We start from the raw sequence: 16,578 nt of genomic DNA, 5'->3' as shown, positions 1-16,578 counted from the left end.
TCAGATCCTTTCCAGGACGCCGCGCAGCAGCACGACGAGCTTGTCCTTGGGATCGCCCGGGAAGCGGCAGCTGAACGTGATCGTCCGCATCTGGGGGCCTTCCGCCCGGGTGACCACCATGGTCTGGCCGCCGGGCCCGTTCTGGTAGTACGCGGCGTCCCCCACCCCGGAGACCTTCACCAGCGACCCGCTGTAGCGCCGGATGACGCGGGAGGCCATCTCGTCGGCCGTGCCGTTGGCGGGCTCGGTCCCGACGATCAGGAACATCCCGCCGCTGGTGGACACGTACCGGCAGGTGCGCGCCAGGGGACCGCCCGGGTCCTCGTGCGGCTTCGGATCGCGGGCACCCAGCACCGAGACCAGCCGCCCCGGCGGCAGCAGCGGGCACGCCGCCTTCAGTTCGGGACCGGGCGTCCGGGTGCTGGACGGGGGCGGGGCCATCGGACTGACCTCCGACAGCGGCGGCGCCTCGGACTCGGCGGCGCCCGGCGACCCGCCGCCCCCGCACGCGGCGAGCGGGAGCAGGGACGCGGCCGAGAGGGCGACAAGGAACCGGCGCACGCTGCGAGCCTCCGTCTTGGAGCAGGGAGGCACGAGGGCGCTCCACCCGATCCCCCGATCGCGACGCCAACATAACAGCACACCCGGGCGAGGACATATCCAGGGCATTCACCCCGGCAGGTGAACTGCAGGCAGGGGGACGGCCTTCAAAGGACGGCACCAGCGGCCTGCGGACATGCCCGAACGTCCCCGCGGACTGCCTCTACTCGATCAATTCGGCTCCCAACTGGGTCACCGTCAGCGTCCGGGACCGCAACCGGACCGTCACGGGCACGCTCCAGGCCGCGGCCGGGGGCGGGCCGGTGTCGCAGATGTCGGACACCCAGGTGACGGTGTTGGGCAAGGCTCTCGCCGCGGTGCCCTGACTCGTCGGTCATGGGAGGCCGTATCCGGTGTGCGGGGCCAGCGGCAGCGGCCCGCCGGTGAGGAACGCGGTGATCGCGTCGCGGTGGAGCGCAGGCTGCTCGGCCTCGATCACATGGCCCGCACCCCGCACGTACAGGAGCTTCGCGCCCGGCAGGGTGTCCCGGTACTCGCGGGCGATCTCCCACCGCTTGTAGTCGCACTGGCCGCGCAGGACGAGCGCGGGCGTCCGGTCGCGCCTCAGGACGGGCCGCGGATCCGGCACGGTGAGCGCGTCGGCCGAGGTCATCTGGTTGGCGTAGAAGCCCGACCGGGACGACGGCTCGGCGAAGGGCCGTCCGGGACGGCAGGTCGCGGCCGATCCGACCGTGGCCAGCAGCCGGTCGAACAGCGGGTCGATCTCCTCGTCCGGCATCAGGTCGTGCGCCGCCCGCGGGTTGGCCTCCGTGAGCAGCGACCAGGCGATCAGCTTGGGGCGGGCCTCCAGCGCGTCCATGGCCGCGCGCTGGGCGGGGGTGAGCCGGTCCCAGATCTCGCCCTCGCCGGACCTCTCCCATTCCGGCGCCCACAGCGCGCCGGGGGAGACGAACACGGCACGGGCGGTGCGGCCGGGGTGCGCGGCCATGTAGCGGGCGGCGAGCGTGGCGCCCCACGAGCCGCCCACCAGGATCAGCCGCGGCACGCCGATCCGCTGCCGGATCGCCTCCAGGTCTGCGACCTGCCGGGCCACGGTGTAGCCGGTCGGGTCGTCCAGCCGCTGGGACCGTCCGGAGCCCAGCTGGTCGTAGGTGTAGACGTCGAAGCCTTCGGCGGCCAGGTGCCGGTCGAGGTCGTCCGGACCGGTGCCCGGCGTTCCGGGGCCGCCGTGCAGCCGGACGACCGGTTCCGGCCGCCGCGTCCCGGTGCCGAGCGTCAGCGTGTAGGCGATCCGCGAACCCGTGGACAGCCCCCAATACCGGGTGTCCTGGGAGGGAAGTGGACCGGCCGCGACGCCGAGCGGCCGGAAGACGGTCAGCGCGGAGCCGAGGACCACGACGGCCACGATGCCGCCGGTCACGAGCGCGGCAGCGAGCCGCCGTCGCCGCCGCAGCGCCAGCCGGGCGCCGAGGCGGGCGGCCGGCCCGCACACCAGGACGGTGGCGGCCAGCGCGAGCACGGCGCTCGGCACCAGCCCGGCCCGGACCGCCGCGGCCAGCAGGAACGCGGCGGCCGCCAGCGGCAGGCCGAGCACGACGGTCAGGAGGAGAAGCGACCAGCCGGCGACGCGGCGGCCCGTGGAAGGGGAGTTCGTCATGCCGCGACGCTAGGAACGGGACGGCTCGCGGATCGTCCCCCGGCCGGGATCGGATCCGTCCCCCCGCAGGGGGACGAAGCGCCCGCCTCCGGTGTGATTCCGCAGATCACCGACCTTCCGTACGCTGACCGTCATGGACCTCACCCGGTGGCGGCCGGACCGTCGGGCCGATCGCCGGTGGCGCTGGGTGGCGATCGACGTCCTGGTGGCCTACACGTCGGCGACCATCCCGATCGGCGAGTCCGACGCCACCGCGTCGGTGCTGCACGGGCCGCCCGTGGCGCGGGCCGCCGCGGTCGTCTGGTTCGCGGCGATCGCGGGCCGCCGGTTCGCCCCGGCCGCCGCCCTGTGGGGCGCCGCCGGTGCGACCGCCGCCGTGGCGCTGGCGGACCTCCCGCTGACCAACCTGTCGGCGGCGTCCGCGCTGGCCCTGACGATGGTCGCGCAGACCCGCCCCCATGCGGTCGCGCTGTCGGTGCCGCCCGTCCTGGTCGCCCTCGCCGCACTCGCTTTCCAGAACATGGAGGCGCTCGTCCTGGGCGCGGTGCTGCACGGCGTCGCGTGGACGGTGGGGGCCTCCAACCGTTCCCGCTGGGAGACGGCACGCGTGCTGCGCGCACACGAGGAGGAACGGGCGGCGGCCTCGCGCGAGCGCGCGCTCGCCGACGAGCGTGCACGCCTGGCACGCGAACTCCACGACGCGGTCGGCCACGCCGTCACCGTCATGGTGACGCACGCGGGCGCCGCCCGTCTCGCGCTGGGCGGCGAGCACCCCGACGTCCGGTCGTCGCTGCGCCGCATCGAGGACACCGGGCGCGCCGCCATGGCCGACCTCGACCAGGTCTTGGGCCTGCTCGCCGCCGACGGCCCGCCCCCCGACCTGGCGGACGCGCTGCGAACCCTCGTGGACGGCCTGCCCACCGGCCTCACGGCCGAACTGTCCGTCGACGGCACACCCCTTGACGAACCCGTCCGCCGCGCCCTGTACCGCGCCGCGCAGGAGGCGCTGACCAACGTCGTCCGGCACGCGTCCGCCACGAAAGTCCGGATCACCCTGTCGTACCACCAGGAGGAGATCACCCTGCGCGTCACCGACAACGGAACCCCCGCGCCGCACGTCCCCGGACGCGGCCTGACCGGCATGCGCGAGCGCGTCGAACGGCTCGGCGGGACCTGCGACGCGGGCCCGGCGCCCGCCGGCGGCTGGCGCGTGGAAGTCCGAGTCCCGGGACGGTCCACGTGATCAAGGTGCTGCTCGCCGACGACGAGGAGCTGATGCGCGGCGGGCTGCGCATGATGCTCCAGACCCAGCCCGACATCACCGTCACGGGCGAGGCGTCCGACGGCGCCCTGGCCGTGCGGCTGGCGCGCGACCTGGCCCCCGACGTCGTCCTCATGGACGTGCGCATGCCCGTCATGGACGGCGTGACCGCCACCCGCGAGATCACCGCGCGCGGCCCGGAACCCCGCGTCCTGGTGCTCACCACCTTCGAGCTCGACGAGTACGTCTTCGCCGCCGTCCGCGCCGGGGCCAGCGGCTTCCTCCTCAAACGGTCCCCGCCGGAGACGCTGATCGAAGGCGTGCGGACGGTCGCCGCGGGCGAGGGACTGCTCGGCCCGTCGGTCACCCGCCGCCTGCTGGACGAGTTCGCCCGCACCTCGCCCGCCCCGCCGGACGAACCGACCCGCCGCCGCCTGGACCGCCTCACCGACCGCGAACGCGAAGTACTCCTGCTACTCGCGCGCGGCCTGTCCAACGGCGAGATCTCCCGCGCCCTGCACGTCGGCGAGGCCACCACCAAAACGCACGTGAAGCGCATCCTCGCCAAGCTGGACCTGCGCGACCGCATCCAGGCCGTCGTCTTCGCCTACGACCACGGCCTCGTCCGCCCGAACCCGTGACCCGGTAGCGCCGCGGCGGCGTCCGGCGAGGGCGCGTGAAGGAAGCGCAGCTTCTCAGCTGAGCAGGACCGGCAGCTCCGTGTGCCCGTTGGACAGGAACGTGGGCGTCGTCCTGAGCTCGGACGCCGGGATCGCCAGCCGCAGGTCCGGGAACCGCTCGAACAGCGCCGGCAGCGCGATCTGCGCCTCCAACCGCGCCAGCGGCGCCCCGATGCAGTAATGGGCGCCGTTCCCGAACGTCAGGTGCTGCTTCGTCTCCCGGCCGCTGTCGAACTCGTCCGCCCGGTCGCCGTACTTCTCCGCATCGCGGCCGGCGGCGCTGTACGCCGCCAGGATCGGCTCGCCCTTCCGGATCGTCACCCCGTCCACGTCGATGTCCTCGACCGCGTACCGCAACGGCAGGTAGGGCACCGGTGCCTGCCACCGCAACGTCTCCTCGGTGACATCACTCCACGACAGCTCTCCCGACCGCACCTGCTCGAGCTGGTCCGGATGGGTGAGCAGCGCCGCGATCGCGTGATCGATGAGATTGACCGTCGTCTCCTGCCCCGCCGACAGCATCCCGATCAGCGTGTCGATCAGTTCGGTCTCGCTCATCGCTCCCGGCTGATCCTCCATCGCCGCGATCAACGCGCTGGTCAGGTCGTCCGCCGGTGCCGCTCGCTTCAGCTCCACCAGGTTCGCGAACCACTCGTGACTCGCGACGGTGTTCGCCTCCCTCTCCTCGGCGGTGATGGCGCTGTCGAACAGCGCGTCCACCTTCGAGCGCAGCTCCCCGCGCTGCTCCTCGGGCACCCCGAACAGGTGACAGATCACCTGGATCGGCACCGGGAACGCGTACCTGTCCCGCAGGTCCACCGACTCCCCGGCCGGTGTCCGCGCGATGTCGTCCAGCAGCCGTCCCGTGATCGCCTCCACCACCGGCCTCAGCTCGGCCGTCCGCCGCGCCGTGAACGCCGACGACAGCAGCGACCTCAGCCGTTTGTGGTCGTCCCCGTGGGCCGTGGACATGTTCCGTTCCGACACCCAGTTGCTCAACGGCCAGTCGTGCGTCACCTCCCCCGAGATCCAGGCACCCCAGTGCTTGTACGCGTCCTTCGACACGTGCGGATCCGCCAGCACCCGCCGGAGGGTTTCGTAACGGCTGACCGCCCACGCGCGCACCCCGCCTGGCAACTCCACCAGCACGGCCGGCCCGCGCCGCCGCAGTTCCGCCCCCTCCCCGTCGATATCCGTGCCTGCGTCGTCCAGCCGAACGATCTCAGACATCCTCACGCCTCCTCCATCTCTCTCGAAGAACAGGGGTTACTTCGTCACGCATAGGCCTCCACCAGGTGAATGGAGGGAATGGCGAGGAAGCGTTCCCAGTGCGCGGCGCCGTGCTTCTCGATGCCTTCCGGGGACACCTGCCAGTCATGCCAGCGGAGCGTGGTGAACCCGGCCGCATGCAGAGCGGCCGCATAGGTCTCGGGCCGCCACAGATAGAAGTTGAGCGCGATGTGCTCGCCGCCCATCGTCGTCTCGACCAGCGCCTTGGTCCCCTCCTCGCGGTCGGCCGGCACGGTGCAGGTGAGCCCATAGGGCCGGTAGTACTCGGTGTCGTCGGGCATGTCCCAGTTCGCGCAGGTCGCTACGAAACGGCCGCCGGGCCGCAGCGCGCTCCGGGCCGTGCCGCACATGCCGGCGACCTCGTCCCGGCTGGAGCTGTAGTGAAGGACGTTGATGGCGGTGACCAGGTCGAAGCCGCCCGCCAGGCCGCCCGCCAAGCCCTGCGAGACATCGGCCACGTGGTAGGTGATGCCGAGCGGTTCCTCGCGCTCCTTGTCCCGGGCGGTGTCGACCATGGGAGCGGAGACCTCCACGCCCTCGACACGGCCGGCTCCGGCCTGCTTGATCCGGCGGGTCCAGATGCCGGTACCCGACCCGAGATCCAGGACGTCGCGTCCTCGCACGTCCCCGATGACCGCCGTGTACGTCGGCTCCTCGACATAGGCGGGGTAGGTGAGGACGTTGAGGCTGTCCTCGTAGACACCGGCGGTCTTGTCGTACTGCGTCCCTGTCACGAGTCCTCCATTCTTCGCGTCACTCGTTGACGGGGACACATAACCGACAAATGGGCAACTAACCCGATGTGAGAGAATTGTCAGATCTGGCGGGGTTTGGTGCTGTCCCAAATGGTTAACCGCTGCGCAACCGGATCCGGGATCCGTCCCCGCAACCGTGACCCGGACAGCGCCTCCGGCTCGGACGAACCCGACAAGGCCCCGCGCGGAAGCGGCCGGCGCGTCCTTCGTTTTCCGGCTCGTCACGGCGGTAGATGTACTCGGGTGTCGACAGTCCGCGGACCGGCTCCAGCGTGTCGGGCGCGGGCGTCGTCCAACGTCCTCCTCGCGCCCAGCGTCACTATCGTCTTAGTCTTGATGGTGACGGCCTAGGGCGCACACCGATCGTCACGCTTTCGATGGCACGAGAGAGGAAGCTTCTCGATGACCCAGGCAAGCGACACCGTCGACGGCACGGAGGCCGGCCCGGCCGCGTTGCCCATGCTGGGCCTGCTGGTGATCTGTGCCGCGCAGTTCCTGGTGGCACTGGACCTGTCCATCGTCAACGTCGCCGTGCCGGCCATGACCGGGGAACTGGGCTTCGACCCCGGCTCGGTGGGCTGGGTGTTGTCGGCGTACGCGCTGGCCTTCGCCGCGATGCTCCTGCTGGCCGGGCGCATCGCGGACCTCTACGGGCGCAGGCGGGTGTTCGTCGTCAGCCTGCTGGTGCTGGGCGCGGCGTCGATGCTGGCCGGCGCCGCGTGGAACCCGGCCGTCCTGGTCGCCGGCCGTGTCCTGCAGGGACTGGCCGCCGGATTCATCGCGCCGTCGGCCCTCGGCCTGCTGACCGCCACCATTCCCGAGGGGCCGCAACGCGAGCGGGCCCTGGGGATCTACGGCGCGATCCTGTCCACCGGGTTCGTCAGCGGCATGATCGGCGGGGGCCTGCTCACCGAGTTCCTGGGCTGGCGCTGGACGATCTTCATCAACGTGCCCATCGTGATCGGCGCGGCGGCGCTGGCCGTGCGCCGCCTCCCCGAGAGCCGGGTCCACGACGGCAGCAGGAAGCTGGACATCCCCGGCGGCCTGCTGTCAGCCGGGGCGATGGCGTGCATCGTCTACACCCTCGAGGAGGCCGGGCCCGAGAGGTCCTGGGGGTACACGGCGTCGCTGCTGGTGGTCGGCGCCGGCCTCGCGCTGCTGTTCGTACTGCGTGAACGCCGCAGCTCCTCACCTCTGCTGCCGCTGTCGCTGTTCCGGACCGGAGCCGTGGGCGGGGCGAACCTCACCGCCATGGCGATGGGCGCCGCCCACGGCGGCATGCTCATCGTCCTGACGCTGTACCTGCAGGAGGTCCTGGGCCTCGGGGCGCTGGCCACCGGCCTGGCGTTCTCCCTCTCGGGCGCCGTCGCCGTCCTGACCGGCACGCTCACCGACAGGTTCCTGAAGCGCTGGTCCCCGGACCGCGTGCTGCTGTTCGGCATCGCCGCCACGGCGCTCGGCATGCTGGCCCTGGCCGTCCTGCCCGAGCGCGGAGGGCTGTGGCTCGTGCTCGGGGCCACCTCGCTCAACTCGTTCGGGCACATCATCGTGGTGGTGGTCGCCAGCATCGCCGCCAACAACGGCGTGCCCGCCGATCACAAGGCCGTCGCGGGGGCCGTGCTGAACACCGCGCAGCAACTGGGCATCGCCCTGGGGGTGGCGATGCTGACCTCCCTGGCCGTCGCTGTCACCGCCGCCCAAGGGGGTCCCGACACCCCGGGAGCGATGGTCGACGGCTGGAGGTGGGCCCTGGTGCTGAGCACGGTCATCATCCTGTCGACCGCCCCCTTGGCCGTAGCGATGCGAAGGAGGCTGCAGACGGCGTGAGCGACCAGGGGCCCCGCCCGGCGACGGCGTGATCTGGACATGATCACGTGGGGCGACGACGTGGCAGGCCCGCTGGCAGGCGCCCATCGACCAGCCGATGTTCTTCACGCGGCGGCGTTGTGCATGGCCGAGGAGTTCCGGCCTGACGGGTTTCGATGGATCAAGTCCCGGCGCTGCTTCGAGAGACGAGGCCATGGTGGCCGCGTCGAACGGATGACGCTGGAGCCGAGCCGTCACAACAGGGCCGGCTCGTCGGTCGGGTTCGCGGTGGCGCACCTGAATGTCGACGAGCCCGACCTGGGAGACTGGCGCACGGCCAACCACCTCCTGACGGTGATCCGCCCAGATGGCGCGCTGGACGTCCTGTGCGCCACCAGCTGCTATGACCTGGCGCGAGTCGGATTCCGCAACACCGTTGCGCTGAGCCGGGGGCCCGGCGGACTGCGCGTCGGTTCAAGCCGGAACGAGCGTTGCCGGGGTAGCTACTCCTCGGCGGGGTGTGCGGGGCGGCGCAGGCCTTTGCCGCACAGGTCGGTCTGTTTGAGCACGTGCAGCGGCAGGTAGGGAGCCGACCAGATCTGGAAGAGATAGACCTCTTGTGATCGCGACTCGCATCCGTCGTAGGCGATGTCGCGGCCGCGAGCGTGTGCGCGGACCCGGTAGGGGCCTGGCCCGGCCGGAGTGAGCACCGGCAGGTCCGGCGGATCTTCCATCAGACAGCGCACCATGAGTGAGCCTTCTTCCACCTGCATGCTGGCCTCGGCGACCTCTTCCCAGTCCGCATCGTCCAAGGGCGGCTCGTGGTCGTGGATCTCGATGTGCACCGCGACGTTGCCGCCAGCGATTCCGGTGTGCACGATGACCGCCTCGCCTGTGGGGGAGATGAGCCGTCCGGCCTCCTCGGGCACGAAATCCTGATGCTCCGGTTCCATGAGGAAGAACTGGTGGTAGTCGATACGGGTCCACGCGGGACCGTGCTGGGCGATCAAGCTCATCGAGCTGTTCCTTTGCGGGTGGGGGTAACGGTTCCAGGTGCCGCCGGCGGCGGTGCGGGGCTGGGTGGTCTGGTCCAGGCGGCGGCTGCGGTCGCCGAGCCGGGGGCGGACGGTCGCCGCGGGCGAGGGACTGCTCGGCCCGTCCGTCGCCCGCCGCCGCCTGGACCGGCTCACCGACCGCGAACGCGAAGTACTCCTCCTACTCGCGCGGCCTGTCCAACGGCGAGGCCACCACCAAAACTCAAGCTGGACCTGCGCGACCGCATCCAGGCCGTCGTCTTCGCCTGTGACCACTGACCAGGTAGGGACGCGGCGGCGGCGTCCGTGGCAGGCGCGGGGCGGGGTCAGGGGGTGGTCAGCTCGACGAGATCGGCGAGGACTTCGGAAGCGGTGAGCGCGTCCAGTTCGGAGAACGGCAGGGGGCGGGACTCGGTCCGCCAGCTGAGGTGGGCGCCCTGGTTGAGCCAGACGCGGTCGATGCGCTGCTCGGGCCAGTAACCGATGTCACCGACGGCGATGCCCGGGTCGACGCTGATGACGAGGGCTCGTCCGCCGGGCAGTTCCCGGAGGACGCTGACCTGGATGCCGTTGTCCTCGGCGCTGCCTCGCTGCCAGCCGCGCCGTTCCATGCCGACCAGCGTGCCGACCGGCACGGTGATGCCGTGGAAGCGTTCCAGCTCGGTACCCGCGCGCTCCTCCTCGGTCAGCGCGTACGTGGGGCGGCTCAGCTGCGGGAAGGGCTGGGTGATCTCGTAGTCGTCGAACACCTTGGCCCAGTCCTCCAGCCTGCCGGACAGGTGGAGCGGGTGGGCCACCCGCACCCGGGTCGCCTCGGTCAGGGTCAGCTCGTCGTCCTGGAGGTCGGCGAGCGACCTGTCCTCGGCGACGCGCAGCGCGCGGCCGTCCTCGGTGATCCACACCAGCCGCCGGGCGACGTGCCACACCAGCGGGTGTTCGACGATCAGAGTCCGGAACTCCTCGGCGGTCCACCGGCGCTGGGTGACCATGGCCCGTTCGAAGCGCCGGAGCTGCTCGCCGGCCACGGTCCGGACGTCCTTCTTCAGCGCGGCGAACCGCTTGTGGGCGGCCGGGGCCAGCTCCTGGTCGTCGCGGACGCCCGGCTTGGGGAGGCTCGCGCGCCGCCGCCCGGTGTCGTCGACGACGTACGGCCGGAGCTGCTCGTCGAAGCCCACGGTGAAGCCGCGCGGCCCGTAGTCGAGGAAGATCCCGCCCGTCTCGTCCAGCGCGAAGTCGGGGACCAGCCGGTCGCCGAGCTGTTCGGCGCTCAACCCGAGTTCTTCGGCCAGGGCGTTGATCCGCTCCTGCGCCTTCGTCCTGATGCCCTTGTACTTGACCTTGGTGGCGATGCCGTGGAGGTGCATCAGCGCCACCTCGCTGCCGATCGCGAGCAGGGCGTCCAAGCCCCTGACCGCCTTGTGGTGGCCGCCGTCGCCCGGCCAGGCGCGGATCACCGGCGTGAGTCGGCGCACCGTCTCGTCGTCGCCGAACGACCCGAGGGCCGTCAGCACCCAGTTGCGGTCTTGCGAGCTGTAGGTCTGCCCGCGCAGGCCCGACAGCTCGAACAGCCGCCAGGCGAGTTCGGCGAGGGAGGCGGGGTCGCAGATCTCCTTGACGACCTCGAGGCCCGCGTACGGCTTGTCGGGCTCGGAGATGGAGAGCATGGCGACGATGTGGTCGAGCGCGTCGGCGGGAAGCGCCAGGCCGTTCTCCCGGAGGAGCACCTGGGGGAAAAGGTGCGGATCCTGCCAGACCTCCCGCCGGGGCATCGCGGCCGGAAGGTCGTCCAGGGGGTCGGCTGCGAGCAGCGTCCTGACCGCCTTCGCGGCCTTGGCGCCGTATTCACCGGCCACCTCAAGGACCACTTCCTCGGCGATGCGCCGAAGGGCGGCCTCCGCCTTGAAACGCTGCGGGCCGGTCTTGCCCAGCGCGATGGGAATGAGGGCGCGGGCCGCCGCTCGTTCCTCCGGCTCCCCTGGCACTTTGGTGGTCAGAGGTTGGAGTCCCTTGACGGTCACCCGCTTGAACCTGGGACGCTCGCGCGTCCACGGCGGCTCGATGAGCAGCCGTGGCAGGGGCTCCGCGCCGGTCACCGGCGCCCACCCGGCCGCCAGCTCGTCGATCGACTCGACGGCGTCGCGGACCGCGGCGGGCAGCCGCGGCAGAACGGCGGCGGTGACGTCGGGATGGGCCGCCACATGGTCGCGCAGCAGCCGGACGGCGTAGGCGGAGATCGACGCGGGACCCGACGCGGCCGCCTCGCCGAGCAGCCGCACCGCCCGCTCGGGAAAGCGGCGAGCCGTCTCGATCATGGCCTTGTGCACGCGCGGCCGGTCGAGGCGGTCCACCAGAAGCCGGAACGCCTCGTCCGTCGCCAGCACACCGAGCGCCCGCAACAACTCGTACGGGTCGCGTCCGGTCTCGGTCTCTTCGTCGGCGACGGTGGCCAGCGTCGAGGCCAGCGCCGGGCCGACGCCGTCGACGGCCGTGGAGAGCACGCCCGGCCTGCCGTCGAGCCAGTACCACCCGCGCTCACGGGCGAGCAGCGTGGCGAGATGGTCGGCCGACCCCATCGTGCGCAGCACCATCATCCATGTGTGCGGCTGCAACTGGGGCAGGGTCGCGCAGAGTTCGTCGACCCACGCGGTCTGCGTCGGCACCAGGTACGCGGCGGTCAGGCGTCGCATGCCGTCATGGCGGCGCTCGCCCAGTGCCTTGACGACGCGCTCGTACTCCGGCTCGTCGGCGGCCGCGAGGAAGGCGCGAACGCGGCCCGCGACCTCTTCGAGGCAGTCCAGACCGCGGTTGTAACCGGAGTCCTGCTTGTCCAGGCGGCGGTTCTTGAGATGGCGCCAGTGCTTCCGCTCCCGCCATTCGTAACCGTCGACGAAGACGCCGCTGAGTTCGACCGCGGCCTCGGCGGCGAACACCAGGCCGTACTCGGCGATCCACGCGTCCGCGAAGGTGGCGAAGGGTTCCTCGTCGTACTCGTAGTCGTCCTGCAGGGGCCACTCCGCGGCCAGGACGGCCGCGAGTACGGCGGCACCCTGCGGGTTCGCCTCGCCCCGCAGGTGCGCGCGGGCGGATCCGACCAGGTCCCCCCGACTCGGCCGGGCGCCGAGCAGATGGTCGATCTCGTCGCGCGACTCCTTCACCCACTGCTGAACGGTGGAGGCGGCGTCCGGGGCGAGTTCGAGCGGGGGGCCGGGAGTCCCGCCACGACGCGGATGGAGGGTGACGCGCCAATCATCAGGAAGAGTGAGAAGGTCCTCGTTCTGGGTCATGCGGGGCAACGTAGCCCCAACGCCCGACAAGATCATGCGTAACGCGTGCGGGACCGTGTGGCATGATCGGAATCATGCTCAGGCGAAAGGGCACTCAGGCCGCGCTCCGGTGAACGCCCCGGAATGGCGAACGCTCGGCGACCCCATCGGGGACGGGCCTTCCTACTACGAACACGTCAGGCACCTGCTGCGGTCGTCCGACTCCGGGCCGCCGCCGGGGGACGGCTTCCCCGGGCCCGACTCGCACACGGCGGATCGTCCGCGCTCACCGACCGGATCCGATCTCGACGCACTGCTCGGCGCCCTCAGCGGTGTGCTCACCGACTGGCCTCCCAGCCGCGAGATGCTCCTGCGGCTGGACGAACTGCTGCGGCAGCTGCATCTGATGCATGAGCGTGGCGAGCTGCGGGCGCGGATCCTGGCGCGCGACGACTTCTCCGAGGATCGCCTCCGAACGCTGGGACGATGGCTCGCCAGGACCGGGGCCCACATCGGCGCGGTCGAGCTGGGGCTACTGCTCCTGGGGATCGCCGGGAACGACGACGACCGGGACACCATCCTCACCTTGAGCCTCCTGGAGGGTCCTTGCTGCTGCGCCGCGGACGCTCTCGCCGGCTCGCAGTCCCGTCCCTACGAGGCGCTGTTCGAGATGGCCCGTAAGCGCACGGGATGGGCTCGGATCGACGCGATCACGCACATGCGCGGCGCCACGGTGGACCGGCACATCAAGGACTGGCTCGTCCGCGAGGCCTGCGAGGGGTCCTTCCTCGACGTCTACATCGCCGACATCGTCGCAGAGACCGGAGACCTGGCCGCCGCGCTCACCACCGCCCCCGCCGACGACGATGTGCTGAACGGTGCCGGCTGGATTCTGATCGCCATGTGCGACCGCGAGTTCCCTACAACCTCCATCCTCACCTTCTCCGCTGCCGAGACGATCCTGACCGCGTACGCCCAGCGCGTCCTCGCGCGGCCGCCCACGCTCAGGCGGCTGCAGACCCTGATGTTCGTGGACGATTTCCTGCGCAGCGACCAAGCCGAACGTGCCCAATGGAGCCACCGCCTGCCCGTCATCCGCGGTCTCTACCAGAGCGTGCTCTCCTCGCCGTTCGCCCACCAGGCGATCGCCATCGGACTGAAGGCGACCGACCCCGCAACCGCCGGCCTGGCGAGATCGCTCGCCGAACTCCTCGACCTGCCCGACGCCCCCTAGCGTCCCGAGTCATCGGTTCGCGTGGAGAACTCGTCATCGATCTGCCATGCCGGTCCGAGTTCCGTGCGTAGACGGCCAAGGGCCTGACGCACCGCCTCGTTGAACTGGCGCCACTCCCCTTCCCGCCACGGCCCCGGATCCGGTGGGTAGTCCCAGTTGAATGACGTGTCGTACCGCGCTACCAAGCTCTCCAGCTCCTCGCGGAGGGGTCGGCTGATCGGCAGCCGGTCCAGGTCGACCGGATATCCCCACACGTCGCGGTCTTCCGGCGTGATGGCCCACAAGACCCCGCCCGATCCCGCATCGAAGAAGAACCTGGCACTGGGCATGGCACACGAGGATAGGGCGTTAGCGGTAGGCGTCGACGGCGGCGAGGTAGAGGCTCAACGTGGTGCTGGCGGCGCTCGCCCCGACGAGGACGGCTCCCGGCGCGCCGTCGGCGCGGTGGGCGGCGAGGCCCGCGGTCGCGCTGCTGGGCGCCCTCCAGGAGGCAGGGGTGCGAACGGGCGATCGGAGTGCTGCTGACCCGGGAGCCCGGCCGCCGCGTGGTGCTCTCCGGCCCTGGGGGGAAAGGGGCATCTGGTCCGAGGCCGTCCGGCTGCTCGTCGCTCTCCTGGACGCGGGCGCGGAGGACGAGGCGAGGACGCTGGCCGATCGCATCGTTGACCAGATCCTCGTGCTTGACCACGACGACCTGCTGAACCGGCATCAGGAGGGACGGCACCGAGCGGTGAGTCTCCTGGCCGACGGCTACGCCCACAGAGCAGACCTCACACTGCTCAGCAACCGTTGCGTGGAGACGCTTCGGGAGGTCGGCGCCGACCAAGCAGCGGATGTGCTGCTCCAGCGGTATTGGAACACCGGAAGGTTCAGCGTGCGGACGCCGTTGCGGGACCACTACTCGCCCCTGCGCGTGGACGCCGGGCAATGGCGCTATGGCCGCGATGCGACCGGCGCGCCGTCGCCACCGTGGCACTGGCACCAGCTTCACTGAGCTGGCCTGGACCCGTCCCACGATCGCAGGACGGGTCCGGGTAAGCCCTAGTGCGGTGACCATGAACGTTCACCGGGTCGGGACACGCCGGTCGAGGTCCACGGTCGGGTCGTTGCTGGGCCTCACCCCCGATGGCGACGAGATCGCTGTTGAGGGTGAGGTGGTGGGGGTGGCTGAGCCGGTGCGGGCACGTCGGCTGACCGAGGATGAAGGCCGCAGGCTGCGGCAGATCGCGCGGCGGGGCACCTGGGTTTCACAGGTGCCGTCCTGTGGGTGCGGTCAGGCTTGGCTGCGCGCGAAGATGACGGCTCCCGGGCCGTCCTCGTCCGGCCCGATGACCAGTTCGGCCTCGATCGTGAACCCCGCGTCACGAAGCCAGCCCGCGATCTTGCTCGGCCGGCGGTGGTGACTGTCAACGTTGATCGGGCGACCCGTGTAGCCCTCGGACGTATGTCGTGTCTCGTCACCGACGTGAAAGCCGACCAGTAGCGGACCCCCTGGGCGCAACACTCGGCGGAACTGCTCGAACACGCCGGGCATGGCGTGGTCGGGCACGTGGATCACGGACCAGAACGCGAGTACGCCGGCGACTGAATCGTCCGCCAGGTCGAGGTCGGTCATCGTCCCGACCTCGAAGCGTAGGCCGGGGTAGTCGCGCCGCGCGATGGCGATCATTTCCGGCGAGATGTCGATGCCGAACGCGTCCACTTCGAGGTCGTGGAGGTAGCCGGTGACATAGCCCGGCCCGCAGCCGACATCGGCGACCGGCCCGCCTCCGGCACCGTGCACCAACTCGGCGAACAACGCCAGGCTCGTGCGTAGGTAAGGCCTCTCACCGAGCAGTCCACGCACCTTCTCGGCGTATCCGGAGGCGTCGGTGTCGTACGAGGAGCGGGTATCGGACAGCCAGGTGTCAGGCATGGGCGACACGGTAGCCAATCCGTCAACCTCCGGCGCGGGCCGGGGCTGTCGATCATGAAGATCGCCCCTACAAGTGCGATGACCATGAAGGTTCGCCAGGTGCGATCACGCGGCCTTGGGGTGTGGCCGGCCCCAGCGGTGCTGGCGTTCGCTGCGGACGCGGGCGCGTTCGCGGCGTTGGGCGGCCAGCACATCGGGATGACGGGCGTTGGTGTTGCGCCACCGCAGGTAGGCCCGCAACTCGCGGGCTAGGACGGGGTGGTTGGGATGGTTGGAGTTACCCGGCACGAAGATGCGCAGCGGGCCGAAGTGCGCCTCGATCGGGTTGGTCCACGACGCATACGTCGGGGTGAGACAGAGTTCGACGTTGTTGCGGGCCGCCCAGGCCCGGATGCTCTTGAGTGCGGCCAAGGTGTTGGCGCCGCTTTTGCCGCGGCGGGTGACGCCCCACAGGGTGTCGTCGCTCAGGGAATGGCAGCCGTGGAAGTACCGGACGCCGTGGGCGCGGGTGTAGGTGGTCGGCAGCCGGTCCGGCCGCCCCTCGTCGGCCCAGCCGGTGCCGTGGCAGGGCCGGATCGACAACGGCCCGAACTGGTCGAACGCGAAACACCGGTCCGGGAACCGGCTGGTCACGTGCTCGATCCGGTCGAGCTTGGCGTCGAAATCGGGGTCGGTGGAGGCCTTCCAGGTGCGGGTGCGCTGGAAGGTGATGCCATGAGCGTGCAGGATCTGCCGCAGCCGCTCCCGCCCGATCTCCACGGTGCGGTCGGCACCGTGTCCTCATGCGCGGCCACCAGGCGGGTGATCGCCGACGCCATGACGATCATGGCCCGGCGCACCCGGATCGACTCGTGCTTCCCCCGCCGCACGATCTGCTACAGCCTGCGCCCCTCACCCTCGACAACGACCACATCGCATCGAGGGTGAGGCCCAACAACGACAAGACCGTGGACGTCGACCGGCGTGTCACCAGACCCGGCGAACGTCCATGGTCATCGCACTAGACGGTTGATTCCAAGGGATCGCCTGCGGAAATGGGGCGAGGGTGTCCATGGTCGGTTGTGACCCCAGACCTGAACACCCTCGCCACCGCACTGTATGTGAGGATCGACGACTGGTTGC

The 16,578-nt window shown here is 70.9% G+C and carries 13 protein-coding genes and 1 pseudogene; 5 read left to right on the top strand and 9 right to left on the bottom strand.

The window, feature by feature from the left end; translation table 11 throughout:
* Both ACFPZN_RS33410 and ACFPZN_RS33405 read right to left on the bottom strand, forming a co-directional pair.
* Nucleotides 1–561 carry a hypothetical protein gene (locus ACFPZN_RS33410; RefSeq protein ID WP_378286297.1) on the bottom strand — a complete coding sequence of 187 codons (561 nt, stop codon included), beginning with the start codon at nucleotides 559–561 and terminating at the stop codon, nucleotides 1–3.
* Nucleotides 562–934: 373 nt separating this feature from the next.
* Nucleotides 935–2,218, bottom strand: a complete 1,284-nt coding sequence (locus ACFPZN_RS33405; RefSeq protein WP_378286296.1) for an alpha/beta fold hydrolase — start codon at nucleotides 2,216–2,218, stop codon at nucleotides 935–937.
* Between the two features lie 133 nt (nucleotides 2,219–2,351).
* On the opposite strand from ACFPZN_RS33405, the gene ACFPZN_RS33400 reads away from it, so the two are divergent.
* Entirely contained in the window at nucleotides 2,352–3,461 is a 1,110-nt protein-coding gene (locus ACFPZN_RS33400; protein WP_378286295.1) for a sensor histidine kinase, read from the top strand.
* Entirely contained in the window at nucleotides 3,458–4,120 is a 663-nt protein-coding gene (locus ACFPZN_RS33395) for a response regulator transcription factor (protein WP_378286294.1), read from the top strand. The genes ACFPZN_RS33400 and ACFPZN_RS33395 overlap by 4 nt, the downstream gene beginning before the upstream one ends.
* 54 nt (nucleotides 4,121–4,174) lie before the next feature.
* Here ACFPZN_RS33395 and ACFPZN_RS33390 read toward each other — a convergent pair whose 3' ends face one another.
* Entirely contained in the window at nucleotides 4,175–5,389 is a 1,215-nt protein-coding gene (locus ACFPZN_RS33390; protein ID WP_378286293.1) for a cytochrome P450 family protein, read from the bottom strand.
* A 44-nt stretch (nucleotides 5,390–5,433) separates the two neighbouring features.
* Nucleotides 5,434–6,183: a class I SAM-dependent methyltransferase gene (locus tag ACFPZN_RS33385; protein WP_378286292.1), complete on the bottom strand. Its 750-nt coding sequence runs from the start codon at nucleotides 6,181–6,183 to the stop codon at nucleotides 5,434–5,436.
* A gap of 423 nt (nucleotides 6,184–6,606) precedes the next feature.
* Here ACFPZN_RS33385 and ACFPZN_RS33380 point away from each other — a divergent pair, with 423 nt between their 5' ends.
* Nucleotides 6,607–8,031 (top strand): MFS transporter, encoded by a 1,425-nt coding sequence (locus ACFPZN_RS33380; protein ID WP_378286291.1) that lies wholly within the window; start codon nucleotides 6,607–6,609, stop codon nucleotides 8,029–8,031.
* Between the two features lie 482 nt (nucleotides 8,032–8,513).
* Here ACFPZN_RS33380 and ACFPZN_RS33375 read toward each other — a convergent pair whose 3' ends face one another.
* Together ACFPZN_RS33375 and ACFPZN_RS33370 are read right to left on the bottom strand one after the other, a co-directional pair.
* Complete coding sequence (locus tag ACFPZN_RS33375; RefSeq protein WP_378286290.1) at nucleotides 8,514–9,026, bottom strand: hypothetical protein; 513 nt, start codon at nucleotides 9,024–9,026, stop codon at nucleotides 8,514–8,516.
* Nucleotides 9,027–9,370: 344 nt separating this feature from the next.
* Nucleotides 9,371–12,328 carry a DUF4132 domain-containing protein gene (locus ACFPZN_RS33370; RefSeq protein WP_378286289.1) on the bottom strand — a complete coding sequence of 986 codons (2,958 nt, stop codon included), beginning with the start codon at nucleotides 12,326–12,328 and terminating at the stop codon, nucleotides 9,371–9,373.
* Nucleotides 12,329–12,437: 109 nt separating this feature from the next.
* On the opposite strand from ACFPZN_RS33370, the gene ACFPZN_RS33365 reads away from it, so the two are divergent.
* The gene (locus tag ACFPZN_RS33365; RefSeq protein WP_378286287.1) at nucleotides 12,438–13,541 is read left to right on the top strand and encodes a hypothetical protein; all 1,104 of its coding nucleotides are present in this window, start codon (nucleotides 12,438–12,440) and stop codon (nucleotides 13,539–13,541) included.
* On the opposite strand, the gene ACFPZN_RS33360 is transcribed toward ACFPZN_RS33365, so the two are convergent.
* Nucleotides 13,538–13,870, bottom strand: coding sequence for a hypothetical protein (locus ACFPZN_RS33360; RefSeq protein ID WP_378286285.1), 333 nt, complete (start codon nucleotides 13,868–13,870; stop codon nucleotides 13,538–13,540). The genes ACFPZN_RS33365 and ACFPZN_RS33360 overlap by 4 nt on opposite strands.
* A gap of 59 nt (nucleotides 13,871–13,929) precedes the next feature.
* Between ACFPZN_RS33360 and ACFPZN_RS33355 the strand changes: the two genes are divergently transcribed.
* Nucleotides 13,930–14,535 (top strand): hypothetical protein, encoded by a 606-nt coding sequence (locus tag ACFPZN_RS33355; protein WP_378286284.1) that lies wholly within the window; start codon nucleotides 13,930–13,932, stop codon nucleotides 14,533–14,535.
* Between the two features lie 279 nt (nucleotides 14,536–14,814).
* Here the strand turns inward: ACFPZN_RS33355 and ACFPZN_RS33350 are convergent, their stop codons facing one another.
* On the bottom strand, nucleotides 14,815–15,456 hold the full coding sequence (locus ACFPZN_RS33350; protein ID WP_378286283.1) for a class I SAM-dependent methyltransferase: 642 nt from the start codon (nucleotides 15,454–15,456) through the stop codon (nucleotides 14,815–14,817).
* 105 nt (nucleotides 15,457–15,561) lie between these two features.
* Nucleotides 15,562–16,215 (bottom strand): annotated as a pseudogene (locus ACFPZN_RS33345) (transposase); the annotation flags it as partial.
* Nucleotides 16,216–16,578: the final 363 nt, after the last annotated feature.

Source organism: Actinomadura rugatobispora (genome assembly GCF_042656285.1).
Taxonomy (GTDB): domain Bacteria; phylum Actinomycetota; class Actinomycetes; order Streptosporangiales; family Streptosporangiaceae; genus Spirillospora; species Spirillospora rugatobispora.
Note: the sequence above shows the minus strand (reverse complement) of the source record. Positions and strands in the feature narration are given on the sequence as shown.